The 25,777-nt window shown below is 65.5% G+C and carries 24 protein-coding genes and 3 riboswitches; of the genes, 15 read left to right on the top strand and 9 right to left on the bottom strand.

What is annotated here, in order from left to right:
- The 3 genes from AC07PT_RS02285 to AC07PT_RS02275 form a co-directional block, all read right to left on the bottom strand.
- Positions 1-582 (bottom strand): nucleotidyltransferase family protein, encoded by a 582-nt coding sequence (locus tag AC07PT_RS02285; RefSeq protein ID WP_494655634.1) that lies wholly within the window; start codon positions 580-582, stop codon positions 1-3.
- Between the two features lie 136 nt (positions 583-718).
- Positions 719-1,357 (bottom strand): CoA transferase subunit B, encoded by a 639-nt coding sequence (locus AC07PT_RS02280; RefSeq protein ID WP_492345308.1) that lies wholly within the window; start codon positions 1,355-1,357, stop codon positions 719-721.
- A gap of 2 nt (positions 1,358-1,359) precedes the next feature.
- Positions 1,360-2,067, bottom strand: coding sequence for a CoA transferase subunit A (locus AC07PT_RS02275; protein ID WP_492345307.1), 708 nt, complete (start codon positions 2,065-2,067; stop codon positions 1,360-1,362).
- Between the two features lie 103 nt (positions 2,068-2,170).
- Between AC07PT_RS02275 and AC07PT_RS02270 the strand changes: the two genes are divergently transcribed.
- On the top strand, positions 2,171-2,725 hold the full coding sequence (locus tag AC07PT_RS02270; RefSeq protein ID WP_494655686.1) for a helix-turn-helix transcriptional regulator: 555 nt from the start codon (positions 2,171-2,173) through the stop codon (positions 2,723-2,725).
- A 75-nt stretch (positions 2,726-2,800) separates the two neighbouring features.
- Positions 2,801-3,307 (top strand): DUF1993 domain-containing protein, encoded by a 507-nt coding sequence (locus AC07PT_RS02265; protein ID WP_494655633.1) that lies wholly within the window; start codon positions 2,801-2,803, stop codon positions 3,305-3,307.
- 327 nt (positions 3,308-3,634) lie between these two features.
- Here the strand turns inward: AC07PT_RS02265 and AC07PT_RS02260 are convergent, their stop codons facing one another.
- On the bottom strand, positions 3,635-5,086 hold the full coding sequence (locus AC07PT_RS02260) for a catalase (RefSeq protein WP_494655632.1): 1,452 nt from the start codon (positions 5,084-5,086) through the stop codon (positions 3,635-3,637).
- A 178-nt stretch (positions 5,087-5,264) separates the two neighbouring features.
- Here AC07PT_RS02260 and AC07PT_RS02255 point away from each other — a divergent pair, with 178 nt between their 5' ends.
- The gene (locus AC07PT_RS02255) at positions 5,265-5,846 is read left to right on the top strand and encodes a peroxidase-related enzyme (protein ID WP_492345304.1); all 582 of its coding nucleotides are present in this window, start codon (positions 5,265-5,267) and stop codon (positions 5,844-5,846) included.
- Between the two features lie 10 nt (positions 5,847-5,856).
- The gene (locus AC07PT_RS02250; protein WP_494655631.1) at positions 5,857-6,726 is read left to right on the top strand and encodes a metal-dependent hydrolase; all 870 of its coding nucleotides are present in this window, start codon (positions 5,857-5,859) and stop codon (positions 6,724-6,726) included.
- Between the two features lie 4 nt (positions 6,727-6,730).
- On the opposite strand, the gene AC07PT_RS02245 is transcribed toward AC07PT_RS02250, so the two are convergent.
- Positions 6,731-7,153, bottom strand: coding sequence for an acyl-CoA thioesterase (locus tag AC07PT_RS02245; protein WP_492345302.1), 423 nt, complete (start codon positions 7,151-7,153; stop codon positions 6,731-6,733).
- An 11-nt stretch (positions 7,154-7,164) separates the two neighbouring features.
- Positions 7,165-7,947: an SDR family oxidoreductase gene (locus AC07PT_RS02240; RefSeq protein ID WP_492345301.1), complete on the bottom strand. Its 783-nt coding sequence runs from the start codon at positions 7,945-7,947 to the stop codon at positions 7,165-7,167.
- Positions 7,948-8,074: 127 nt separating this feature from the next.
- Between AC07PT_RS02240 and AC07PT_RS02235 the strand changes: the two genes are divergently transcribed.
- From AC07PT_RS02235 to gcvP, 7 genes are all read left to right on the top strand, one after another.
- Complete coding sequence (locus tag AC07PT_RS02235; RefSeq protein WP_492345300.1) at positions 8,075-9,766, top strand: electron transfer flavoprotein-ubiquinone oxidoreductase; 1,692 nt, start codon at positions 8,075-8,077, stop codon at positions 9,764-9,766.
- 257 nt (positions 9,767-10,023) lie between these two features.
- Positions 10,024-10,998: a TRAP transporter substrate-binding protein gene (locus tag AC07PT_RS02230; RefSeq protein WP_492345299.1), complete on the top strand. Its 975-nt coding sequence runs from the start codon at positions 10,024-10,026 to the stop codon at positions 10,996-10,998.
- A 107-nt stretch (positions 10,999-11,105) separates the two neighbouring features.
- Complete coding sequence (locus tag AC07PT_RS02225; protein ID WP_492345298.1) at positions 11,106-11,618, top strand: TRAP transporter small permease; 513 nt, start codon at positions 11,106-11,108, stop codon at positions 11,616-11,618.
- An 18-nt stretch (positions 11,619-11,636) separates the two neighbouring features.
- On the top strand, positions 11,637-12,929 hold the full coding sequence (locus AC07PT_RS02220; protein WP_494655630.1) for a TRAP transporter large permease: 1,293 nt from the start codon (positions 11,637-11,639) through the stop codon (positions 12,927-12,929).
- 31 nt (positions 12,930-12,960) lie between these two features.
- Positions 12,961-13,072, top strand: a riboswitch (glycine riboswitch).
- Between the two features lie 9 nt (positions 13,073-13,081).
- Positions 13,082-13,194: riboswitch (glycine riboswitch) on the top strand.
- 50 nt (positions 13,195-13,244) lie between these two features.
- A complete protein-coding gene (gene gcvT / locus AC07PT_RS02215; protein ID WP_494655629.1) occupies positions 13,245-14,387 on the top strand; it encodes a glycine cleavage system aminomethyltransferase GcvT in 1,143 nt (380 codons plus the stop codon).
- Between the two features lie 46 nt (positions 14,388-14,433).
- Positions 14,434-14,808: a glycine cleavage system protein GcvH gene (gcvH, locus tag AC07PT_RS02210; RefSeq protein WP_494655628.1), complete on the top strand. Its 375-nt coding sequence runs from the start codon at positions 14,434-14,436 to the stop codon at positions 14,806-14,808.
- Positions 14,809-14,836: 28 nt separating this feature from the next.
- A complete protein-coding gene (gene gcvP / locus AC07PT_RS02205; protein ID WP_494655627.1) occupies positions 14,837-17,734 on the top strand; it encodes an aminomethyl-transferring glycine dehydrogenase in 2,898 nt (965 codons plus the stop codon).
- Between the two features lie 65 nt (positions 17,735-17,799).
- Here the strand turns inward: gcvP and AC07PT_RS02200 are convergent, their stop codons facing one another.
- Both AC07PT_RS02200 and AC07PT_RS02195 read right to left on the bottom strand, forming a co-directional pair.
- A complete protein-coding gene (locus tag AC07PT_RS02200) occupies positions 17,800-18,027 on the bottom strand; it encodes a HepT-like ribonuclease domain-containing protein (RefSeq protein ID WP_494655626.1) in 228 nt (75 codons plus the stop codon).
- Positions 18,028-18,153: 126 nt separating this feature from the next.
- Entirely contained in the window at positions 18,154-18,444 is a 291-nt protein-coding gene (locus tag AC07PT_RS02195; protein WP_494655625.1) for a nucleotidyltransferase family protein, read from the bottom strand.
- A gap of 241 nt (positions 18,445-18,685) precedes the next feature.
- Between AC07PT_RS02195 and AC07PT_RS02190 the strand changes: the two genes are divergently transcribed.
- The 4 genes from AC07PT_RS02190 (at position 18,686) to AC07PT_RS02175 (ending at position 23,171) form a co-directional block, all read left to right on the top strand.
- On the top strand, positions 18,686-20,839 hold the full coding sequence (locus tag AC07PT_RS02190) for a PAS domain-containing hybrid sensor histidine kinase/response regulator (protein WP_494655624.1): 2,154 nt from the start codon (positions 18,686-18,688) through the stop codon (positions 20,837-20,839).
- A 34-nt stretch (positions 20,840-20,873) separates the two neighbouring features.
- Positions 20,874-21,752: an RluA family pseudouridine synthase gene (locus tag AC07PT_RS02185; RefSeq protein ID WP_494655623.1), complete on the top strand. Its 879-nt coding sequence runs from the start codon at positions 20,874-20,876 to the stop codon at positions 21,750-21,752.
- Positions 21,753-21,762: 10 nt separating this feature from the next.
- Positions 21,763-22,335, top strand: coding sequence for a flavin reductase family protein (locus tag AC07PT_RS02180; RefSeq protein ID WP_494655622.1), 573 nt, complete (start codon positions 21,763-21,765; stop codon positions 22,333-22,335).
- Between the two features lie 77 nt (positions 22,336-22,412).
- Complete coding sequence (locus tag AC07PT_RS02175) at positions 22,413-23,171, top strand: SDR family NAD(P)-dependent oxidoreductase (protein WP_492345289.1); 759 nt, start codon at positions 22,413-22,415, stop codon at positions 23,169-23,171.
- A gap of 9 nt (positions 23,172-23,180) precedes the next feature.
- On the opposite strand, the gene AC07PT_RS02170 is transcribed toward AC07PT_RS02175, so the two are convergent.
- Positions 23,181-25,259, bottom strand: a complete 2,079-nt coding sequence (locus AC07PT_RS02170; RefSeq protein WP_494655621.1) for a TonB-dependent receptor — start codon at positions 25,257-25,259, stop codon at positions 23,181-23,183.
- Between the two features lie 219 nt (positions 25,260-25,478).
- Positions 25,479-25,690: riboswitch (cobalamin riboswitch) on the bottom strand.
- Between the last annotated feature and the right edge of the window lie 87 nt (positions 25,691-25,777).

Genomic DNA, 25,777 nt, shown 5'->3' with positions numbered 1-25,777 from the left:
CTACCTGGACAGCCGGCAGGCCGCGCGAGCCAGGTCATCCAGGGTGTCGATGTCGGTCACGATGCCGGCGTCGTCCAGATCCAGCGTGAGCACCTGCCCCAGGGCCAGCCACTGGCGCAGCACCGAGGCCGCCCCCACATCGCCCGACAAGGCCAGCAAGCCGTCGCGACAGGCCGGGCCAAACCCCACCGGATGCCCTTTTTCACCCCCATGGCGTGGCAGGACCACCGGCCAGGTCGACAAGGCCCGGGCCACGGATTGCAGGCTCTCAGGTCGCACCAGGGGCAGATCACCGGGCAGGATCAGCCAGCCCGCCGCCTGGGCCGTGGCCTGCACGGCCGCCGCGATGCTGTCGCCCATGCCGGGGTGACCCCGGTCCTCCAGATGCCAGGGCAGCCCGCTGGCGCGCACCGCGTCCAGGGTGCGCTGCAGCACCGTGCGCCCGCCCAGGTCGGCCTGCAGCTTGTGCGTCAGCCCACCCGAGGCGCGAAAACGCTCGCCGCGGCCCGAGGCCAGCACCAGCACCACCGGGCCGGGCGGGGCCCGCGTGACGTCGAAGGCCATCCTGTGCTCATGTTCCATGGGCCCGATTCTGCCCATCTGCCCCCCAGGGTGCTGGCGTGGCACGAAAAAAAGACGAGGCCAGGCTCGTCTTCAGGGCGACCGCCCCTCGAAACACTCGGGGCGGTCAGCAGGTGCTGGCGGATTCAGGCCGCGATCAGATCAGCGTGACGCCGGTCTTGGATTGCAGCAACTCGCGGGTCACGCCGGGGGCCAGTTCCACCACCTTGAGGCCTTCGGGGGTAACGTCCATCACGGCCAGATCGGTGATGATGCGGTCCACCACGCCCACGCCAGTCAAAGGCAGGGTGCATTGCGGCAAGATCTTCAGGTCTTCGGTGCCGTCCTTCTTCTTGGCCACGTGCTCCATCAGCACGATCACGCGCTTGACGCCCGCCACCAGGTCCATGGCGCCGCCCATGCCCTTGACCATCTTGCCGGGGATCATCCAGTTGGCCAGATCGCCTTTTTCGCTGACCTGCATGGCGCCCAGGATGGACAGGTTGATCTTGCCGCCACGGATCATCGCAAAGCTGTCATGGCTGCCGAAGATCGACGAGCCCTTGATGGTGGTGACCGTCTGCTTGCCGGCGTTGATCAGGTCGGCGTCGACCTCGTCTTCGGTCGGGAAGGGGCCGATGCCCAGCATGCCGTTCTCGGACTGCAGCCACACCTCGATGGTGGACGGCACATGGTTGGCCACCAGGGTGGGGATGCCGATGCCCAGGTTGACGTAGAAGCCGTCTTGCAGTTCGTGCGCGGCACGGGCCGCCATTTGGTCTTGATTCCAGGGCATGTTCAGACTCCTGCCTTTTCGGTGATGGTGCGTTTCTCGATGCGCTTCTCGGGCTGGGCGTTGAGCACCAGGCGGTGCACATAGATGCCGGGCAGGTGCACGTCATCGGGGGCGATCTCGCCCACTTCGACGATCTTCTCGACCTCGACGATGCACAGCTTGCCGGCCATGGCCACGGCGGGGTTGAAGTTGCGCGCGGTGTAGCGGAAACGCAGGTTGCCGGCCTTGTCGGCCACGTCGGCTTTCACCAGGGCCACATCGGGCACCAGCGAGCGCTCCATCACATAGGTTTCGCCATCGAATTCACGCAGTTCCTTGCCGTCGGCTACCACGGTGCCCACGCCGGTCTTGGTGAAGAAGGCCGGGATGCCGGCACCACCAGCGCGCAGCTTTTCGGCCAGCGTGCCCTGGGGCGTGAACTCCAACTCAAGTTCGCCAGCCAGGTATTGGCGCTCGAACTCCTTGTTTTCGCCCACGTAGCTGGAGATCATTTTCTTGATCTGGCGGGTTTCGAGCAGCTTGCCCAGGCCAAAGCCGTCAACGCCGGCATTGTTTGAGATCACGGTGAGGTTCTTGGCACCGGTGTCGCGCAAGGCGTCGATCAGGGCCTCGGGGATGCCGCAGAGGCCGAAACCGCCGACGGCCAGCAATTGCCCGTCACTGACGACGCCCTTGAGCGCTTCGGTGGCGGAGGGAAAAAGTTTGTTCACAAATGTCTCCTGAAGATGCGTGCAGGTGGAACTTAGAATGCAGAAGATACTACTTATTTGGATACGTAGAAGCTCGTAAGCAAGACTCTGTAGGACGCCCTTGATCGAACTCGACTACCGCCTGGCTTTCGACCTCGCCCCCGTGGGCCTGGTGTTGTCGCGCCACCGCGCCATCGTGGACTGCAACCTCCATGTGTGCGAGATGTTCGGCACCACGCGGGACCAGTTGGTGGGCCAGTCTTTCAGGGTGCTGTACCCGAGTGCTGACGAATACGAACGCACCGGCGAGCGCATCGCCCCCATTTTGAATGTCCATGGGCATTATTCAGACGACCGGGTCATGAAGCGGGTCGATGGTCGATTCAAGGGCGAGACCTTCTGGTGCCACGTCACCGGCCGGGCCCTGAATCGGGACAACCCGCATGAAGCCGGCATCTGGACCTTTGAAGACCTGAGCTCACGCCGCCCGGTCAAGGCCGAATTGACGGCCCGTGAACGCGAGGTGGCGGCACACCTGATGAATGGTTTGACGTCCAAGGAGATCGGCCGCTCGCTGGCCATCAGCCACCGCACCGTCGAGATCTACCGCGCCCGCCTGATGCGCAAGTACAAGGCCAACACCACCGCCGATCTGGTGCACCGGCTGCTGGCGGGGTGATGCGGCACCGGTCGGCACGAAGACCGGTTTTGGCGGATCATGGCGGTTTTCAAGCAACACCCCCAGGAAAGCCCCATGAGCATTTCGATGTACCAGGCCAGCGTGCCCGTTTTTGTGCGCCAGTTGAGCGCCCTGTCCAGCATTCTGGAAAAAGCGGCGGCCCATGCCGCCACCCAGGGGATCGACCCCGCCACCTACAGCCAGTTGCGCCTCGCACCTGACATGCTGCCCCTGACCAGCCAGGTCTTCATCGCCGCCGACACCGCCAAAGGTTGCGCCGCACGCCTGGCCGGTCTGGAAGCCCCGGCCTTCCCGGACACCGAAGTCACTCTGGCCGAGTTGCAGGCCCGCATCGCCAAGACGCTGGACTACCTGAAGACCATCGCCCCGGCACAGATCGATGGCTCGGAAGCCCGTGAGGTGGTGTTGAAGCTGCGCAGCGGCGACCGACACTTCACCGGCATCGACTACCTGCTGAGCTTTGCACTGCCCAACTTCTTCTTCCACGTGACCACGGCCTACGACCTGCTGCGCCATCAGGGCGTGCCCCTGGGCAAGCTGGACTACCTGGGCGCACGCTGAAGCGCTGCCCTAAAAATAAAAAGGCCACCCCTCGGGGTGGCCATAACGCCGGCAGTTGCGCTACCGGTGTTTAACTTGAATCGGGGGGCGGGTTGCGTCATTCGCATGCAGCCCAGCAGGAATTCCGACCTTCAGGCCGCCGTGCCCTGCCCCACCGATGCCGCCCAGGATTGCAGGGCCTGCCAGAACTCATCACGCCAGGGAAACTGGCGCGCGGACGTCGCGGTGCGAGCCCTCATGCGCCCACCCCATGCGAAGTCAGGCTCTGCAACACCACCGCCAGACCCCCGACATTGAGGGCCAGCCCCAACCACAGGCGGGCGCGCATCATGCCCCCCGACCGAGTTTGCGGGCCACGTCGGCACCGTACTGGGCATCGGCCCGGCTGAAGTGCGCGATCTGGCGATCCTGGATCTCGCGCGGCACGCTGGACAGGGCACCGGCAATGTTGCTGGTCAGGTCGTCTTTCTCGGCAGCGGACAGCAGGCGGTACAGATTGCCGGCCTGGGTGAAGTCGTCCTCGTTGCCACGGGCGTCGTAGCGAGCGGCCGCCGCCACCAGGTCCCACGCCGGCTCACCGTGGCCCATGCCTTGCGGCGCGGTGCCCGCAGCAGCCACGTTGGCGTAATGGGTCGCCGAGCCTCCGTTGTCGATGGCCATGGCGCCGTCGCGCTGCTGGTTGTGGAAGGGGCAGCGCGGGCGGTTCACCGGCAGGTGCTGGTGGTTGGTACCCACCCGGTACAACTGCGCATCGTGGTAAGCGAACAAGCGGCCTTGCAACATCTTGTCGGGGCTGTAGCCCAGGCCCGGCACCACGTTGGCAGGGCTGAACGCGGCCTGCTCGACCTCGGCATGGTAGTTGGCGGGGTTGCGGTTGAGTTCAAGCACGCCCACGGGCAGGCGCGGAAAATCGCTGTGCGGCCAGACCTTGGTCAGGTCAAACGCGTTCCAGCCGGTGCGGGCCTCCCAGGCCAGGCGCTGTTCGTCGGTCATCACCTGGATGAACACATTCCAGCGAGGGAAATCGCCCTGGGCAATGGCCTCGAACAGATCGCGCTGGGCGTAGTCGGGATCAGCGCCCGCAAGGCGGCCGGCCTCGGCAGCAGACAGGTTCTTGACGCCTTGCTGGGTCTTGAAGTGCCACTTGACCCAGACGCGCACACCTTCGGCATTGATCAGGCTGAAGGTGTGGCTGCCAAAGCCGTCCATGTGGCGGTAGCCATCGGGCGTGCCCCGGTTGCTGAACAACATGGTGACCTGGTGCAGGCTCTCGGGCGCCTGGCTCCAGAAGTCCCACATCATGGTGGGCGACTTGAGGTTGGTCTGCGGATCGCGCTTCTGGGTGTGCACAAAGTCCGGGAACTTGATCGGGTCCTTGATGAAGAACATGGGCGTGTTGTTGCCCGCGAGATCCCAGTTGCCTTCTTCGGTGTAGAAGCGGGTGGCAAAGCCACGCGGATCGCGCTCGGTGTCGGCACTGCCGCGCTCACCTCCCACGGTCGAGAAACGGGTGAAGGTTTCAGTCTGCTTGCCGATCGTGCTGAACAGGCTGGCCTTGGTGTAGCGGGTGATGTCGTGGGTCACCGTGAAGGTGCCGTACGCCCCCGAGCCCTTGGCATGCACGACGCGCTCAGGGATGCGCTCGCGGTTGAAATGCTGCAGCTTTTCGATCAGGTGAACGTCCTGCAGCAGGATCGGGCCCCGGGGGCCGGCCGTGAGGCTGTTCTGGTTGTCTGCGACCGCAATGCCGGAGGCCGTGGTCAGGGTGGGCTGGCTCATGATGTTGTCCTAGGATGCAAAGGGAGCTGGATGAAGGAATGGTAGAAAGCCACTCAAAATAAACAAAACAAATTGCCTCTAAATAATCAATAGTTTTTATCAACCCAAGGCTTTCATCGAGGAAAGCCCCTCCCTTTGCAACCCTATGATGGCAAGCACAAGCACCATGGAGACCGAAATGAACCGTTCACGCTATGAGCCGCCAGAGTTGAACAATGTCCCAGACGATATTCGGGAAAAAATGCTGGCCGTGCAGGACAAAGCCGGGTTTGTGCCGCAGGTTTTTCTGACGTTGGCGCGCCGCCCTGCCGAGTGGCGGGCCTTTTTTGCCTACCACGATGCCTTGATGCTCAAGGAAGAAGGCTCCCTGAGCAAAGGCGACCGGGAGATGATCGTCACCGCCACCAGTGCCGCCAACCAATGCCTTTACTGCGTGGTGGCCCACGGCGCGCTGCTGCGGATTTATGAAAAAAAGCCGCTGGTGGCCGACCAGGTGGCCATCAACTACCGCAAGGCCGAGATCAGCCCGCGTCAGCGCGCCATGCTCGACTTCGCCATGAAGGTCTGCGAACGCTCGCACGAAGTGGACGAAGCGGATTTCGCACCGTTGCACGCGCACGGGTTCTCGGACGAGGACATCTGGGACATCGCGGCCATCACCGCGTTCTTCGGCATGTCCAACCGCATCGCCAGTTTCAGCGGCATGCTGCCCAACCCCGAGTTCTACCTGATGGGGCGCGTGCCCAAGGCCAAGGCTTGAGGGGGGTGCGATGACGACCCCAGGCCCATTGAACGTTCGCAGGCTGGATATCGACCTGAGCGCCGGCTTTGAGCGCCATTGGCATGGCGGCGACGCTTTTCGCAGCATGTTTTTCAATGCGCTGTCGATGAGCTTTCCGGTCGGCGAACAGTTCTTCATCGACTCGGTGCGCGAAGCGCTCAAGGCCTTGCCCGAGGGGCCGCAGCATGCCGTGTTGCGCGAGGCGATCCAGGGCTTCATCGGACAGGAAGCCACCCACCGGCGGGTGCATGGCCTCTACAACGAGCAGTTGGAGCGCCAAGGACTGGTCAATCGCTGGCAGCACTGGGCGCAGCGGCGCATTGAGCGAGCACGCCACCTCAAGGCCCTGCACCCTCTGGCCGTGACCTGCGCTTATGAGCATTGCACAGCGGTGCTGGCCGACCTCACACTGCGCCACGACACCTTGCTGGCCGGTGCCGAGCCCCGCATGCAGACCTTGTGGCGCTGGCACGCCGCCGAAGAGACCGAGCATGGCGCCGTGGCATTTGACCTCTACCAGGCACTGGGCGGCAACCTGACCTGGCGCCGCCGCTGGTTCACCTATGTGCTGATCCTCTTCAGCCTGGACTGCCTGGGCCAGGCCGTGCTCAACCTGAAGCGGGACGGCAGCCTGTGGCGCCTGAGCACCTGGCGCAGCGCCCTGCACTTCATGCTGGGTCGACACGGTGTGTTGCGGCTTTCCGTACCGGCCCTGCTGCGCTATTACCGGGCCGATTTCCATCCCGCGCATCAGGCCGACAGCCAGCCTGCCCAAGGAGAGCACGCGGGCGTCTCGGCCCAACAACTGGCAGAGCGCTGGCTTCAGGCCAACGCCGATCGTTACCGCGTGCTGCGCTGAGACCTCAATCCGCCACGTGGGCGCGCATCCAGTCGGGCAGTGCCACGGCCTTCTGCTTGGGGAAATCCACCCAGATGGTGGTGGCCCCGCCCGCCGCGCAAATCACATCAGGCTCGTCCACCCGCGCCAGCGTGGCCCAGGTCTCGAAGGTGGTGCGGGCCGGGTCGCTCACATACATGCGCGCCAGCACCTCGCCCGGGTACTCCAGTTGGCGGTAGAAATTGCAGAATGCGTTGACGATGACCGGCCCTTCGCCCTGCGGCGCGGGCGGGCAGCCGATGGCTTGCATCCAGTCGATGCGCAGGGTTTCGAGGTAACGAAAATAGCTGGTGTTGTTGACGTGGCCCATGGCGTCCATGTCACCCCATCGGATGGGGATGCGCATCTCATGGACCAGGCGCTTGCGCTCAGGGATTTCGATCCGCACCGCGCCGCCCCTCAGACCGCAAAGCCGTCGTCAGCGGCGATGATCGCGCCGTTCACAAAATGGCTCTGATCGCTGGCCAGCATCACCAGCAAGGCGTCCAGGTCTTCGGGCTTGCCGATGCGCTTGCGTGGCAGCATGTTGACCAGCTTCTGGCCCTGCTCGGTCTGCCAATGGTGGTGGTTGATCTCGGTGTCGATGTAGCCGGGGCAGATGGCGTTCACGTTGATGCCAAAGCGGCCCCACTCCAGCGCCATGGCCTTGGTCATCTGCACCACCGCGGCCTTGCTCATGCAGTAGGCGCCGATCTGGGGCAGCACCTTCAGGCCGGCCATCGACGCAATGTTGATGATGCGCCCGCCGGTGTAGGTGCCGGGCGCCGCCCCGCGGGCACGGGCCAGCATGCGCTTGCCGACCTCCTGCGCCACAAAGAACGAACCCTTGACGTTGGTGTTGAAGATGAAGTCGAAATCGTCCTCGCCCACGTCCTGGATGCGCTGGGTGGTGCTGACCCCCGAGTTGTTGACCAGGATGTCGATCGAGCCTACCTCGGTCTCGGCATGGGCCACTGCGGCACGGATGCTGTCCAGATCGGTCACATCCAGGGGCAGCACATGGGCGCTGCCGCCCTCGCCCTCGATGTGGGCACGCAGCTCCTTGAGCTTCTCGACGCGGCGGCTGGCCAACACCACCGCAGCACCGGCCCGGGCCAGCGTGCGGGCAAACTGGGCACCCAGGCCGCTGGAGGCGCCGGTGACAAAGGCCACGCGGCCCGACAAATCGATGCTGAAAGCCATTTACAGTGTCTCCACAAGGACAAAAAAACGAACGACCGTTCTAATTCAGCCATGCTGCGAATAAAATGCCGCGCAGCCGGTTACAACTGAGTCACCGAACCCAAATCATTATCCAGCGAGACGCCCCATGACCAACGAAGAAATCCTGTCCCAATACGGCCCGCGAGAGGCCATGGAATACGACGTCGTCGTCGTTGGGGGTGGCCCGGGCGGGCTGGCCACCGCGATTCGGCTCAAGCAACTGGCCGCCGAAAAAGGCACCGACGTGTCGGTGGTGGTGCTGGAAAAAGGCTCCGAGCCCGGTGCCCACATCCTGTCGGGCGCCATCATGGACCCCAAGGCCCTGACCGAACTGCTGCCGAACTGGAAGGCCGACGGCGCCCCGCTGAACCAGCCGGTGACCGACGATGCCTACATCTTTCTGGGCGAGAAATCGGGTTTTCGCGTGCCCAACTTCCTGCTGCCTCCGTTTGCCCACAACCATGGCAACTACATCGTCAGCCTGGGTGCCGTCACCAAGTGGCTGGGTGAGCAGGCTGAAGCCCTGGGCGTGGAAATCTTCCCGGGCTTCAGCGCCGCCGAAGTGCTCTACAACGAGGACGGCTCGGTCAAGGGCGTGGCCACCGGCAACATGGGCATCAACAAGGAAGGCGAACCCACCGGCGACTTCCAGTTGGGCATGGAACTGCACGCCAAGTACACCGTGTTCGCTGAAGGCGCCCGCGGCCACCTGGGCAAGCAACTGATTGCCCGCTTCAAGCTCGACGAGGGTCGCGACCCGCAGAGCTTCGGCATCGGCATCAAAGAGCTGTGGGAGATCGACCCCGCCCGCCACAAGCCCGGTTTCGTGATGCACACCGCCGGCTGGCCAATGGCGTCCGACACCTATGGTGGCGCCTTCCTGTACCACCTTGAAGGCAACAAGGTGGCGCTCGGCTTTGTCACCGGACTGGGCTACACCAACCCTTACCTGAGCCCGTTCGAAGAACTGCAGCGCTGGAAAACCCACCCCAACGTGCGTTACTACTTCGAAAACGACCAGGGTGAGGTCACGGCCAAGCGCCTGTCCTATGGCGCCCGCGCCATCAACGCCAGCGGCATCAATGCCCTGCCCAAGACGGTGTTCCCGGGCGGCGCGCTGGTGGGCTGCAACGCCGGCTACCTCAACGTGGGTCGCATCAAGGGCAGCCACGCCGCCATCAAGACGGGCATGCTGGCCGCCGAAGCGGCCTATGACGCCGTGGTGGCCGGCCGCCAGCACGACGAGCTGACGGCCTACCCTGAGGCTTTCGAGCACAGCTGGCTGCACACCGAGCTGAACAAGGACCGCAACTTCAAGAACTGGTTCAAGTACGGTCTGACCACCGCCACGTTGATGAACGGCTTCGAGCAGTTCGTGCTGCGCGGCCACATCCCCTGGACGCTGCGCCGCACCAAGCCGGACCATGCCTACCTGAAGCCGGCCGCCGAGTGCCAGCCGATCAACTACCCCAAGCCCGATGGCAAACTGACATTTGACCGCCTGTCCAGTGTCTTCATCAGCAACACCAACCACGCAGAAAACCAGCCCGCCCACCTCACGCTGAAAGACGCGTCTGTGCCGGTGAAGGTGAACCTGGCCAAGTACGCCGGCCCCGAGGCCCGCTACTGCCCGGCCGGCGTGTACGAGTTTGTCAAGAACGACGACAACAGCGACCGCCTGCAGATCAACGCCCAGAACTGCGTGCACTGCAAGACCTGCGACATCAAGGACCCGACCCAGAACATCGTCTGGGTGACCCCCGAAGGCGGCGGCGGCCCGAACTACTCGGGCATGTGAGCATGGGGGCTGCCAACGCGGCAGACCCCTCTCCCCCCCTTCACCCCCCTTCAAAGCGCCCCTTGTGGGCGCTTTTTCTTTGCCACCTCCCCTTGAAGGCGGCTGGAAGTCACCTGGACGACCCGCAGGCGTTGGTGGCCCGCCAAAGCTAGCGAAAACCCGGATTCAGCCGTCTGTCCCTGCCCCGCATAATGAAAAAGTTGTATGACAAATTTACTTTGAATCGCAACAGAAACAAGCACAAGCAAGGAGACAAGATGACCCTTTCCCGCACCGCCCTGTCCATGATGCTGGCCGCCGGCCTCACCGGCACCGCCTTCGCCCAGACCACCACGCTGAAGATCGGCTACGCCACCACCAAGGACTCGCATTACGGTGTCGGCTCCACGGTGTTCTGCGACGAGATCGAAAAAGGCACCCAAGGCCGCTACAAATGCCAGCAGTTCCCCAGCTCTGCCCTGGGGGGAGAGCGCGAGATGATCGAGGCGGTGCAGTTGGGCACCCAGGACCTGGTCAACACCTCGACCGGCCCGGTCGGCAACTTTGTGCCCGAGGTGAAAATCGTCGACATCCCCTTCCTGTTCCGCGACTATGACCACGCCCGCAAGGTGATGGACGGCCCGATCGGCCAGGACCTGCTGAGCAAATTCCCCTCCAAGGGCCTGATCGCCCTGGCCTGGACGGAAAACGGCTTCCGCCACATGACCAACAACAAGCGCGACATCGTCAAGCCCAGCGATGCGGCCGGCCTGAAGATGCGCACCATGGAGAACAAGGTGCACATGGAGGGCTACAAGACCTTCGGCATCCTGCCGACGCCCATGGCCTTCCCTGAGCTGTTCGGCGCCCTGCAGCAGGGCACGGTCGACGGGCAGGAAAACCCCATTCCGGTGATTCTGTCGTCCAAATTCGCCCAGGTGCAAAAACACCTCTCATTGACGGGCCACGTCTACTCGCCCGCCCTGCTGCTGGTGTCCCAGCGTGTCTGGAGCAAGCTCAGCGACGCCGATAAAAAGGTGTTCCAGGAGGCCGCCAAGAAAGGCGCCGTGGCCCAGCGCAAGAAGGTCAACGACGACGAGAACAACGGCATTGCCCAGTTGGAAAAAGACGGCATGACCGTGACCCGCAAGGTCGACGGTGCCGCCTTCCGCGAAGCCCTCAAGCCCGCCTATGTGAGCTACGCCAAGGAATTTGGCGCCGACAACATCAAGAAGATCCAGGACGTGCGCTGAGCATCGCCCTGCCGGCCGGCTTGCCCCAGCTGCAAGCGGGCCGGACCCCGCGCCGCCTTGCTGGCAGCGCGCTCTCCCCTGCCCTGGGCGCACCGCGCTGAATCCTCATGAACACCTTTGAACGCTACTTCGTGGCCACCAACCGCTGGGCCCTGATCGTGCTGCTGGCGGCCATGTCGGTCATCATCTTTGCCAACGTGGCCTTGCGCTACCTGACCAATGCCTCGATCGAATGGGCCGAAGAGGTGGCCCGCCACATGATGATCTGGCTGACCTTCATCGGCTCGGGCATGGTGATGCGCTACGGGGGTCACATCGCGGTCGAGAACCTGCAAGATGCTTTCCCACGCCCGGTGGGCCAGGCCATCCGCGTGCTGGTGGCCATCCTGTTGATGGCCTTCTTCGTGATGATGACCTGGATCGGCTGGCAATACACCCAGCGCGCCATGTTCCAGTTGACGGCCGCGACCCAGATCCCCTTCGGCTACATCTACATGGCCATTCCGGTGGGCGGGCTGCTGCTGTGCATCCATTTCCTGCTGGTGCTGCGCCACTACATCACCGACCGCCAATTCGCCACCGATGCGCAGTTCGATGCCACGGCCAGCGCCTCTATCTGACCTCGCAGAGCCTTCCCCATGAACCCCAGTTTTGTTCTGATCATTGCGGCCTGCGTGTACCTGGCCATCGGCGTGCCCGTGGCCTTTGCGTTGGGCCTGGCCACCGCCACCGCCCTGGTGTTGACCGACAGCTACCCGCTGCTGGTGCTGCTGAAGGAAACCTTCACCGGCGTCGACAGCTTTCCACTGATGGCCGTGCCCTTCTTCATCCTCGCTGCCGAGTTGATGAGCGGTGGCTCGCTGACCGAGGTGCTGCTCAAATTTGCCGGCCAGTTCGTCGGCCACAAACGCGGCGGCCTGGGCTACACCAATGTGGTGTCGCTCACCTTTTTCTCGGGCATTTCGGGGTCGGCCCTGGCTGATGCGGCCGGCCCGGGCTCGATGTTGATCCGCATGATGGACAAGGCCGGCTACGACAAGTCGTATGCCGCCGCCCTGACCGCCTCGACCGCCATCGTGGGCCCCATCATCCCGCCATCCATCACCATGATCGTCTACGCCCTGCAGGACGAGAGCGTCTCGGTGGGCGCGCTGTTCGTGGCGGGCATTCTGCCCGGCATCCTGATTTCGATCGCCATGTGCGTTGTCAACTGGCATGTCTCGAAAAGACGCAACTACAAAGGGGCTGGCCAACTGCCCCCGCTCAGAGAGATCCTGGTCAACACCTGGAAGGCCTTGCCGGCACTGATGCTGCCCATTCTGATCCTGGGCGGCATGCGCGCCGGCTGGTTCACCCCCACCGAGGCCTCGGTCGTGGCCGTGTTCTACGCGCTGTTCTGCGGCAAATATGTGTACCGCACCCTGAAGTGGTCCGCCGTGCCCAACATCCTGGCCTACTCCTCGCTGTTGACCGCCTCGGTGCTGATCATCATTGGCCTGTCGGGTTCGTTTGCCTGGCTGCTGACCATCGAGGGCCTGCCCCAGCTGATGGCCGACTGGCTGATCGGCATGAACCTGTCACCCTGGATGTTTCTGATCGTGGTGAACGTGTTCCTGCTGGTGTTCGGCATCTTCATCGAACCGCTGCCCGGCGTGATGGTGCTGGTGCCGATCCTGGCGCCGGTGGCCCTGAAGCTCGGCGTGGACCCGATCCAGTTCGCCATGATCGTGATCTACAACCTGACCCTGGGCATGATCACACCGCCCGTGGGGGGCTTGCTGTTCGTGACCTCGAACGTGTCCAAGGTGCCGCTGTCCGAGCTGACCCGCGAGCTGATGCCCTTCCTGTGGGCGCACGGCGTGGTGTTGGTGGTGATCACCTTCGTGCCGGCCCTCAGCAGCTGGCTGCCGCACGTGCTCGGTTTCAAATAATCGGCCCCAGGCCTGGGCGCGCACGTTATACTGCCGCCCGTCAGGAGAGAGCCCGATCCCGAATCGGGCCGCCGAAGGCGAAAGCGAAGCGCAACAACCGGTGCATCGCCCTAACGCTCAGGCAGAAGGACTGACAGCCGTCTGGCAACAGACGTTTCCCAGCTGGAGAGAGGCTGCCCACCATCAACGCATGGCGCAGCCCACCGAAGGAGCAAGCCCGCATCGCCGGGTGAATCTCTCAGGTAAAGCGGACAGCCGGGGCCCCTGCGCAGCAGCCGTTGTGGCTGCGCGTGCCGTGCCCCCTCTGCCAAAGGCTTGACCGTGACCGATTCCGCTCTGCTGACCACCCCCCTGAACGCCCTGCACCTTGAACTCGGCGCCCGCATGGTGCCTTTTGCCGGCTACTCGATGCCGGTGCAGTACCCGGCCGGCCTGATGGCCGAGCACCTGCACACCCGCAGCGCCGCCGGCCTGTTCGATGTGTCGCACATGGGTCAGTTGCGACTGGTGGGGCCGGACGCTGCTGCAGCCTTCGAAAGCCTGATGCCGGTCGATGTCATCGGCCTGGGCGTCGGCAAGCAGCGTTACGGGCTGCTGCTCAATGAGGAGGGCGGCATTCTGGACGACCTGATGTTCGTGAACCGGGGCGACGATCTGTTCGTGATCGTGAACGGCGCCTGCAAGGTGGCTGACATCGCCCACATCCAGGCCCGCATCGGCCAGCGCTGCCAGGTGATTCCCCTGCCCGATCAAGCCTTGCTGGCCCTGCAGGGCCCGCAGGCCGTGACCGCCCTGAGCCGCCTGGCCCCGGGCGTGGAGCAACTGGTGTTCATGACCGGCGGCGTCTTCAGCATCTGCGGCATCGATTGCTACGTGACCCGCAGCGGCTACACCGGCGAAGACGGCTTCGAAATCTCCGTGCCCGCGGCCCGGGCCGACAGCCTGGCACGCACGCTGCTGGCCCAGCCCGAAGTCAAGCCCATCGGCCTGGGCGCCCGCAATTCACTGCGTCTGGAAGCCGGGCTGTGTCTGTATGGCAACGATCTGGACACCACCACCACCCCGGTCGAGGCCGGCCTGACCTGGGCCATCCAGAAGGTGCGACGTGCCGGTGGTGAGCGCGAAGGTGGCTTCCCGGGTGCCGCCAAGGTCCTGGCCCAATTGGCTGATCTGCAGGGCACTGCTGGCGTGCTGACCCGCAAGCGCGTAGGCCTGGTGGCCCTGGACCGGGTGCCGGTGCGCGAACACACCGAGTTGCAGACCCTGGCGGGCGAGCGCATTGGCGAAGTCAGCAGCGGCCTGCTCGGCCCCAGCATCAACCAACCCGTGGCCATGGCCTATGTGCGCGCCGACCAGGCCGCCCTGGGCACCCGGCTGAACGCCATCGTGCGCGGCAAGCCCGTGGCGATGCAAGTTGCTGCCATGCCCTTCGTTCCCAACCGATACTACCGGGGCTGATTTGCATCCAGCCTCCCAAGCAACACACCTATTTCAGGAGAAATTCATGAGCGTCAAATTTTCCAAAGAGCACGAGTGGATCAACGCCGCCGACAGCAACGCCGCCGTGGTCGGCATCACGGTCCATGCGCAAGATGCGCTGGGTGATGTGGTGTTCGTCGACCTGCCCGAAGTCGGCAAGACCTTTGCGGCCGGCGACGTGGCCGGCGTGGTCGAGTCGGTGAAGGCCGCGGCCGACGTCTACATGCCGGTGGACGGCGAGATCGTCGAAGTCAACGAAGCCCTGCGCGACGACCCCTCACTGGCCAACAGCGACCCGTTGGCCAGTGGCTGGTTCTTCAAGGTCAAGCTGTCCAACCCGGCCCAGCTCAACGGCCTGATGGACGAGACCACCTACTCCGACTTCACCAAGAACGCCTGAGCCCAGGCGCCCCACCCCGAGTTTTCCCATGCTGATGCAATCCTCCCTTCCCCTCGCTGAACTTGAGAACCCGGCCGAATTCCGGGCCCGCCACATCGGCATCGGCCCCGAAGACGAAGCCCACATGCTGAGCACCGTGGGCGCCGCCTCGCGCCGGGCCCTCATCGAAGGCATCGTGCCGCGCAGCATTGCGCGCGGCACGGCCATGGACCTGCCCGCCCCCGTGACGGAAGCAGGCGCCCTGGCCGAGTTGAAGGCGATGGCATCCAAGAACAGAATCCTGCGCAGCCACATCGGCCAGGGCTATTACGGCACCCACACCCCTGGCGTGATCCTGCGCAACATTCTGGAAAACCCCGCCTGGTACACCGCCTACACGCCGTACCAGGCCGAAATCTCGCAAGGCCGCATGGAGGCGCTGGTCAACTTCCAGACCCTGGTGTGCGACCTGACCGCCATGCCCATGGCCAATGCCTCGATGCTGGACGAAGCCACGGCTGCCGCCGAGGCCATGACCCTGGCCAAGCGCTCGGTCAAATCCAAAGCCAACGCCATCGTGGTGGCCGGCGACTGCCACCCGCAAAGCATCGAAGTGATCCAGACCCGTGCCGCACCGCTGGGCTTCGAAGTCATCGTGGCCCGCAGCGCTGCAGAATGGGCCACCGCCCTGACTGAGCGCGACTACTTTGCCGCCGTGGCCCAATACCCCGGCACCTTCGGTGAACTGCGCGACTTCAGTGCCGACGTGGCTGCAGTGCACGCCAAGCAGGCCGCCTTCATCGTGGCGGCCGACCTGCTGGCGCTGACCGTGCTCACGCCGCCCGGCGAATGGAACGCCGACATCGTGATCGGCAGCACCCAGCGCTTCGGCATGCCCATGGGCGCGGGCGGCCCGCACGCTGCCTTCATGGCCTGCCGCGATGAGTTCAAACGCTCCATGCCCGGCCGCTTGGTGGGCGTCAGCGTCGACAGCCACGGCCAACCAGCCTACCGCCTGGCCCTGCAGACCCGCGAGCAGCACATCCGCCGTGAGAAAGCCACCTCCAACATCTGCACCGCGCAGGTGCTGCCCGCGGTGGTGGCCAGCATGTACGCCGTCTACCACGGCCCCGCCGGCCTCAAGCGCATCGCCAGCCGCATCGCGGCCTACACGGCGGTGCTGGCCGCCGGCCTGCAGCAGCTGGGTCACTCGATCCAGCAAAGCGGTGCCTTCGACACCGTGAGTGTTGCTGCCGGCGCACAAGCCCAGGCCATCCTGGCCAAGGCCCTGGCCGCGGGTGTGAACCTGCGCCTGTCAGAGGGCGGCACACTCAGCGCCTCGCTCGACGAGACCACCACCCGCGAACACATCGAAGACCTGTGGCGCTTCTTTGCCGCTGATGGCCAGGCACTGCCCGCCATGGCCGCGTTCGAGAAAGGCATCGAACCGTTGATCCCGGCCGAACTGCGCCGCAGCAGCCGCTACCTGACGCACCCGGTGTTCAACAGCCACCACAGCGAAACCAGCATGCTGCGCTACCTGCGCCGCCTGGCCGACAAGGACCTGGCCCTGGACCGCAGCATGATCCCGCTGGGCAGTTGCACCATGAAGCTCAACGCCACCAGCGAGATGATCCCCATCACCTGGCCCGAGTTCGCCAATCTGCACCCTTTCGCGCCTGCCGACCAACTGCAGGGCTACAAAGAACTGGACGAGCAACTGCGCCAGTGGCTTTGCCAGGCCACCGGCTATGCCGGCATCAGCCTGCAGCCCAATGCCGGCAGCCAGGGCGAATACGCCGGCCTGCTGGTCATCAAGGCCTGGCACGCCTCGCGAGGCGAAAGCCACCGCAACATCTGCCTGATCCCCTCCTCGGCCCACGGCACCAACCCGGCCAGCGCCCAGATGGTGGGCCTGCAGGTGGTGGTCACGGCCTGTGATGCCAACGGCAACGTCGATCTGACCGACCTGCGCGCCAAATGCGAGCAGTACAGCGAGCGTCTGGCCGCGGTGATGATCACCTACCCCAGCACCCACGGCGTGTTCGAGACCAGCGTCAAAGAGCTGTGCGCCCTGGTGCATCAACACGGTGGTCGCGTCTATGTGGACGGCGCCAACATGAACGCCCTGGTCGGCGTGGCGGCGCCGGGCGAATTCGGCGGCGACGTGAGCCACCTGAACCTGCACAAGACCTTCTGCATCCCGCACGGCGGCGGCGGGCCCGGTGTCGGCCCGGTGTGCGTGGTTGAAGACCTGGTGCCCTTCCTGCCCGGCCATGCCACCGCAGGCCTGCCAGTCAATGGCGTGGGCGCCATCAGCGCAGCGCCGCTGGGCAATGCCGCCGTGTTGCCCATCAGCTGGATGTACTGCCGCATGATGGGCGCCGAAGGGCTGCAGGCGGCCACCGAGGCCGCGATCCTGTCGGCCAACTACATCAGCGCCCGCCTGAAAGACCACTACCCCACGCTGTACGCCAGCGAGAACGGCCATGTGGCGCACGAGTGCATCCTGGACCTGCGCCCCCTGAAAGACGCCACCGGTGTGGCTGCCGAAGACGTGGCCAAGCGCCTGATCGACTACGGCTTCCACGCACCGACGCTGAGCTTCCCCGTGCCCGGTACCCTGATGGTCGAGCCCACCGAGAGCGAAACCCGCGACGAGTTGGACCGCTTCATCGACGCCATGATCGCCATCCGCGAAGAGATTCGCCAGGTCGAAGCCGGCACCTGGCCGCAAGACGACAACCCGCTGAAGAACGCCCCCCACACCGCCGCCAGCCTGATGGGCGCCGACTGGGCCCACCCCTACTCGCGCGAGGTGGCCGCCTACCCGGTGGCCAGCCTGCGCCAGACCAAGTACTGGTCGCCCGTGGGCCGGGTCGACAACGTGTGGGGCGACCGCAACCTGTTCTGCAGCTGCGTGCCGGTGAGTGAGTACGCTCAGTAAGCGATGCGCCCTGTCCCTGCAGGGCATCGCTTGCTGAAGCCTAAGGTGCCGGGCCGAGCGCCTCTTCAGCCCCCGGCATCCTGGCGCACCGAGGGCAGTTGCCCAAGCAAGGCTGGCAACCATGCCTGCACGGTCTCCCAGACGACATCCAGGTTGATTTCAAAGTAGCCGTGCGCCATGCGGTTGCGCATATTGCGCATGCTGCGCCATGGCACACCAGGGTGCTTTTGAGCAAACGTGGGGTACGAATCCATGACGTTGGTGGCCGCCTCGCCGATGACGATCAAACACATGATGACCGCCATTTGGGTGCGCTTGTCAGCCTGAAAATCGTCTCGCCCCATGCCCCCCCCCAAAGCTGCAGGCATCGGTGGCGGCCAGTTCGATATGCTCCAAATACTCAGGAAGGCGATTCCGGTTCATACCGGCTGCGCCTCTCCCAGGACATGGTCACGAAACTTGGAGGGCAGATCGCCGGGTGTCAGCAAATCGACGGACACACCAAGCAGTGATTTCAGCTCCTCCTGCAAATCGCCCAAATCCAGCAATGTGATACTCGGCAAGGCATCGACCAGGATGTCAATGTCGCTGCCGTCCTGATCGCTGCCATGCAGTACCGAGCCGAAGACGCGTGGGTTTTCCACACGATAGCGGCCTGCGGTTTCCCGCACTTCGCATCGTTTCAACTCAAGCGCAACGGACGGTCGCATGGACACCCTTTGTCAAGGCCAATTTTCGAGAGGATAGGCAAACAAGACCGGTGTTTCAAAATCAACAGGCCACCAGCGGGAACCGTGCCTTGATCCCCAAGCGCATGGCCGTCCCATATGGCATGGCTGCTTGTTGTTCGGAGCCGCGCTGATCCTATTGCCTCAGCGTGTCAGCAACCGGCTTAGCACGCCACAGTGTCAGCCGTCAGTCATTACACTTGGGCCTCAGTTTCGACCGCCCATGACATCACCCGCCTTTTACTCCCAGGATATGGCCGATCCGGCACGCCCTTTGCCGACCGACGGTGCCGAGGTGCTGCGCCAGCTTGTGGCCGAGCTGCAAAGCCAGAACGAGATCCTGCGCTACAGCCAGGCCAATGCTGAGAGTGCCTCAGAGCGCTTCGAGACCCTGTTTTCGAGTGTGCCGCTGCCGCTGATGGTGATTGACGAGCACGACATCGTGGCCCAGGCCAACTCGATGGCGCACCGCCGCTTCCAGCCCACCGAAGCCGATCGTCCACTGGTGTCACTGATGCCTTTTGTGAGCGAGGCCCATGTCGGCAAGGTTCAGCAGGCCCTGGCTCTGGCCCAGAGCGAAGGCCAGGCCGAGGCCACCGAAGTGGTGTTTGCCATCGGTGACAGTGGCCAGTTGACTGGCGACCTGCATGTGCGCCGGCTCGAAACCCACCAGGATGGCGCGCCCCCCCTGGTGCAGTACATCTGCGCGGTGATCGACCAGGGCCCCTTGTTGGCGGAACGCCGCGCGTTGCAGGAAAGCGCCGCGGCCCTGCAGGAGCGCAACGAACAACTGCACGCCAGCGAACGGCGCCTGGAAGCCATCATCAACTCGGCGCTGGATGCCATCGTGTGCGTGGACAAGGACCAGCGCATCACCGTGTTCAACCCCACGGCGGCGGCCCTGTTCCAGTGCCCCGCCAGTGACGCGCTGGGCAGCCCGCTGGAGCGCTTTCTGCCCAACGCCAGCGAGGCCCTGGCCTTCACCCAGACCGCCAGCCAGGCCCTGCTGGGCGACCTCACGGCACGCACGGCCGGCGGCAAGGAGCTGTCGGTCGAAGTCAGCGTCTCGGTCGAGCGGCATGCCGAGGGCGAGACCATCACCGTGTTTGCACGCGACCTGACGGCCCGCAAACGGGCCGAGGCCCACCGGGCCGAGCTGGAGGTGCAACTGCGCGAATCCCAGAAGATGCAGGCGGTGGGCACCATGGCCGGTGGCATTGCGCACGACTTCAACAACATCCTGGGGGCCATTCTGGGCAATGTCGAATTGGCCCGGGGCGACCTGGCCACTGAATCGCCGGCCCTGATCAGCCTCAACGAGATCGACAAGGCCGGCCGGCGCGCCCGCGAACTGGTGCGCCAGATCCTGACCTTCAGCCGCAACGAGGCACCGCGGCGCAGCCCCCTGGCGCTGGAAGAGGTCGTCCACGAGACCGAACGCCTGCTGCATGTCACCTTGCCGCCCGGCATCACCCTGAACCTGGACCTGGCACCGCACACCCCGCGCGTGCTGGCTGACGCCACCCAGGTTGAGCAGGCCCTGCTGAACCTGTGCACCAACGCCATCCACGCCATGGAACCGGGGCCGGGCCGGGTGACCATCCGGCTGGCCCCGCTGATGCCGGAGGCCCGCTTGCGCGAGCGCCTGCGCCTGACCCCAGGCCCCTACCTGTGCCTGAGCGTGCACGACAGCGGCCAGGGCATGGACGCCGCCACCCTGCAGCGCATCTTCGAGCCCTTTTTCACCACCAAGCCCGTGGGACAAGGCACCGGCCTGGGCCTGGCCGTGGTGCACGGGGTGATGCGCACCCACGACGGCGCGGTCGACGTGCAAAGCAAACCCGGCCAGGGCAGCACCTTCTCGCTGTACTTTCCTGCGCTGCGTGGGGCCCAGGCCATCAATCCGTTCCACGAGACGCACCCGACCGCGAGCGAACCGACACCGCCAGCCGCGGCGCCGGCCCCCGGCCAGACCGCTGCCGCGAAGACCGCGCCCCCAGCCTCTGAAGGCCGGGGCCAGCGCGTCATCTATGTCGATGACGACACGGCCCTGGTGTTTCTGGTGGAGCGCCTGCTGCGCCGCCGCGGCTACCACGTCACCACCTACACCGACCCCCAGGAGGCCGCAGCCGCGCTGCGTGCCGACCCTCAGGCCTGCGACCTGCTGGTGACCGACTACAACATGCCAGGCTACTCAGGCGTCGACCTGCTGCGTGAGGTGCGTGGCATCCGCGCCGATCTGCCCGTGGCGCTGGCCTCGGGCTACGTGACGGCGGAGATCGAGCGCAGCGCGCTGGCCGAAGGCGCCAGGGCCCTGATCCACAAACCCAACGATGTCGAAGAACTGTGCGCGACAGTGCAGCGCCTGCTGAGCTGAAGCCGCCTGGCCTGCAAAGCCCCTCTGAATCTCCATGCCGACCTTTCATGTCCGCGCTGCCGACGGCAGCCTGCAAGCCCCCCTCCCCGCCGCGCCATCCCAGGGCGCCCCAGCGCCTGAACCCCGGCCTGCCCTGACCGGCCGCGCCGCCCGCAAAGAGCGGGCCGCCCTGGCGGCAGCCGCCCGGCCCGAGCCTCCCGCCGTGGTCGCCCCATCGAGCCTTGAACTGGGTAGCGGCAACACTCAGCCAGCCCGGGAGCTGAACACCCCGGCCGGGCCCATCACCTGCCTGTATGAGGACGCCAGCGTGCTGGCCTTCGACAAGCCAGCGGGCATGCACTCGGTGCCCGGCAAGGGGGAGGACAAACAGGACTGCCTGTCCGCTCGCGTGCAAGCCCTGTTCCCCGAGGCCCGTGTGGTGCACCGGCTGGACCTGGACACCTCCGGCATCATCGTGATGGCCCGTGGTGCCGAAGCCCAGCGCCGCATCAACCGCAGCTTCGAGCAGCGTGAGGTCGACAAGCGCTATGTGGCCGTGGTGCAAGGCTGCCTGCAGGCCCCCGACGATGACTGGGGCCTGATCGACCTGCCCATCGCGCTGGACTGGGTCAACCGGCCGCTGCACATCGTCGACGCGGCCACGGGCCGACCCAGCCAGACCCATTGGCATCTGCTGGCCGTCGACGAGGTGGACAACAGTTCGCGCGTGCTGCTGGAACCGTTCACCGGACGGTCACATCAGTTGCGTGTGCACCTGCAGGCGCTCGGCCACCCCATTCTGGGCGACCGCCTCTACGGCGGCCCGATCGCCACCCCCCGCGCGCCGCGATTGCTGCTGCACGCCACCCAGATCCGGCTGCCCCACCCGGACAGCGGTGCGCCCCTGTTCATTGAAAGCCCGGTTCCCTTCTGAGCCCGACCCCATGACACGCCTTGCCGTCGACCTCGCCAAAGCCACCCGCCTGCTCAACCATGGGCCCACCGTGCTGGTGTCCAGCGCGCACGCCGGGCGCCACAATGTGATGGCCGCGGCCTGGTCCATGCCTTTGGACTTCGAGCCACCCAAGGTGGCGGTGGTGATCGACAAGGCCACGCTGACGCGCGAGCTGGTCGACGCCTCGGGCGAGTTCGTGCTCAACATCCCGCCGACCGCCATGGCCCAGGCCACCCTGCGCCTGGGGCGTGAAAGCGGTCACGAGCAACCCGACAAACTGGCCCGCAGCAGCATCCAGTTGGACCCGGCCAGCCGGGTGCAGGCCGGGCTGGTGCAGGGCTGCATCGGCTGGCTCGAATGCCGCGTGCTGCCCACCAGCACCGCCGTGGCCGGCCCGCACGACCTGTTCCTGGCCGAGGTGCTGGCCGCCTGGGCCGATGAGCGCGTGTTCCGCGACGGGCACTGGCATTTCGACGACGCCCCGGACGAGCTGCGCAGCCTGCATTACGTGGCAGGGGGACATTTCTACCAGGTGGGTTCCGCACTGGACGTGGAACTCTGAGCCGTTCGCCAAGGCGAAGGTGTTGGGCCGGAACAACCCTGTCAACACCTTCAGTCGCATCGCGCTAGCATGGCGTCATGACCACCTCCTTGTACATCCTCACCGGCGCCTCGCGCGGCATGGGCTTGGCCTTGGCTGAGCAACTGCTGCAAGCGGGCAACACCTTGCTGACCCTGCAGCGCAACCCCCACCCCGACCTGCCGGCCCTGGCCGAGGCCCGGGGGGCCCATTTGCTGAGCTGGTCGGTCGACCTGGCCGACAGCACAGGCGCCGCCCACGAACTGGGCCTGTGGCTGCGCACCCAGGACGCGGCCGCTTACCAGCGAGCCGTGCTGATCAACAATGCGGGGGTGATCCCGCCGATCGCACCGCTCTCCGACAGCGACCCGGCGCTGGTGGCGGCGGCACTGCGCATCGGGTTGGAAGCGCCCATGCTGCTGTGTGCGGCCTTTTTGAATGGCACCGCCGACTGGGCGCTGCCACGCCAGGTGCTGAACATCTCCTCGGGCCTGGGTCGGCGGGCCATGGCCTCGCAAGCCCCCTACTGTGCCGCCAAGGCCGGCATGGACCATTTCACACGCTGCCTGGCACTGGACGAGGCCCTGAAGCCCAACGGGGCCCGGGTCTGCTCACTCGCGCCGGGCGTGATCGATACCGACATGCAGGTGCAACTGCGCAGCGCGCCGGCCGAGGCCTTCCCTGATCAGGGCAACTTTGCCGCGCTCAAGGACAAGGGCCAGCTGACGTCGCCCCAGGAGGCCGCCGCCCGCCTGCTGGCCTACCTGCAACGGCCCGACTTCGGCAGTCAGCCTGTGGCCGACGTGCGCGACGCCTGAACGCCCGGCTCAGAAGCTGAGCCGCAGGCCCACGCGCAGGGTGCGCGGCTCCAGGGGATGGATCAGCCGGCCCTCGATGACCGAGCCGCTGCCGCAGCCGCCTGTGCCGCCCAGGGCCTCGCGCTGGGTGCAGGCGCCGCCCCAGTACTCGATGTCGTTGGCACGCCGGTCAAACAGGTTGAGCACATCCAGGCTGGCCTGCCATCGGTTTGACCCGGCCTGGAAGCGGTAGCCCAGCTTCAGGCTGCCCAGCCAGTACCCGCGCGACTGCTGCTGCCCGGTCTCCTCCAGGTCATAGGCCCCCAGGTAACGCAGGCGCAGCCCACCGAACCAAGGCCCGCCGGGATCCCAGCTCAGGCCCATCGAAGCCGTCAGCGGCACGGCGTTGGGCACGTGGCTGCCGCCATTGACCGCCTGCACAAAGCGCGCCCGTGACCAGGCCAGGTTGCCATCCCACGCCAGACCGGGCGCCAGTTGCACGTCCTGGGCCCACTCCAGCCCCCACCGCCGTGAGGCGCCCCGGGGCTCGGTGACGCCCTCGTCACCGACAAACACCAACTCAGAGGCCAGTTGCATCTGCCAGAGGCTGAGGCGGGTCTGCCAACCCGGCAGGGGCTGGGTGCGCAGGCCGATTTCATGGCCGCGGGCCTTGACCAGCAACGGCACCGGGCTGGCGCCGCTGCCATCCTGCGGGCTGGTGCGGGTGGTGGCCCCACGAGCGTCGTTGCTGTGAAAGCCCTGACCTGCATTGACAAAGAATTCGGTGCCGCCCAAAGCCGGGAACGGCCCCAGCACCAGACCCAGACGGGGGCTGAGCTGGCGTGCCGACACGTTGCCGCCATTGTCGGCATTGAAGGCCCCCGCCAGCGGTGTGACCCGGGCCTGCAGGTGGTCCTGGCGCAGGCCCAGGCTGGTGCGCAGCCAGCTCTGCCAGCTGGTACGGGCCTCGAGCGACAGGCCGACAGCGGTCTCGGTGATGCGGTCCTGCCGAATCACCTCGGTGCGCTGGCGGTTCACCGTGCTGAACAGGCCCACGTTGCTGATCCGGTCCTGCCGCAGCAGGCCACCCAGCGTCAGCTCGGTGGACCCGACACCCTCGCCCAGAAACCAGCTGTGCTGCCACCCGCCGCCCCACAAAACACGCTGGTCGGCCTGTTCATGCTGGTCGCCCGAAAGACCGTTCACAAAGCCTGAAGGCGCCGAAAACAGATTCAGTCCGTAGTCGACCACATAGGCTTGCGCCCGGCTGGCGCTGGCAGCGCCGCTGTCGGCCCATTCGGCCGACAGGCTGTAGCGGTGGGTGCGCCCGCCGTCGCCGGGGGACAGCACGCCGTAACGCCCGATTTCGCCCGACACGATGGCCCGCTCGGGCACATGCTCGGTGGCCTGCCAGTCGGCCTGGTACAGCAGAGCGCTGATCGAATAACCGCGCGCCACGGTGCCAGACGAGAGCTTGAGCACCGCGTTCTGCTTGCCCAGGCGCTCGGGCTGCTGCCAGGGGCCATTGTTGTGCGTCAGCTCCAGGGCCATCAGGAGCTGCTTGTCATCGATCACCCGGCTGTCTGCCACGAGGCTGCGCCGGTAACCCCTGGGCCCCAGACCCAGCTCGATGAAGGGCGCAGGCAACTGCCGCACATGGTCGATCCGGGCGCTGCCGGCCACGGCAAAGTCGGCGTCTTCAAGGTGGTACACGCCCTTGCGGTATTGCAGGCTGCTGACCAGCTCAGGGATCAGGAAGTTCAGGTCCATGTAGCCCTGGCCATGGGCGTGCGACACCATGTTGATCGGCATGCCCATGAGGTGGGTGGCAAAGTCGCTGCCATGGTCGAGATTGAAACCCCGCAGAAAGTACTGGTTGGCCTTGCCATCGCCCGAATGCTGGGTGACCACCAGCCCAGGCACCGACTCCATCAGATCCGCCGGGCGAAGCAAAGGGCGCCGGGCCAGGCGTGTGGCCGTGACGTAACCCTCACTGGCGCTGTCGGACTCCCCCGCCGCGAGAGCCTCGCCCGCCGTCACGCGGATCTCGGCCAGTTGTGGCAAGGCGGGCTGGGCCAGCACTGGGAAGGTGGCGAGGCAGCCCAGCAAGGGGCCGAACCGCCAAGGGCGGCAGGCGGGTTGAACGTGGCCTGCAAAAACAGGGCCGAGACATGAGAACAAGAGCATCTCCGGTGGGACTGCAGAGGCGGCACCGCGCCAAGACGAACCGGAAAAGCCCACGGGCACCCACGCGCTGGCGCCCAGGCAAAAGCATGCCCAGGGCCCCGAAGGGTGTCCGACAGAACCCTTCCCTCACCCCGAGGACTGGCACCACGCGTGGATCAGGCCGGTCTTCTGGCTCGCCTTCATCCTTCCCCGGGCCTTCCCATGCAAGTTCATGCACAGTGGCGTCGTCCGGCGTCGTCTGGCTTACAGCAGCGGGGGCTGCGCCGGAATGGTTGATTGCATCAACGTCACCGGCTTCCCGTTTAACCCACGCGTCGAGAGCGACGGCAGGCACCTGAAACGGGTGCGAGTGTAACCAACTTAACAATCCCTTGACGAGCCAAGCCCCTCCGCGCCGCGCCCGTGACAGCACCCAGGCCGGGTGGCCTTCGGCAGCAGCT

The organism is Curvibacter sp. GW821-FHT09D12 (assembly GCF_059416245.1).
The sequence above is the reverse complement of the archived record's forward strand: the minus strand, read 5'-3'. Positions and strand labels throughout refer to the sequence as shown.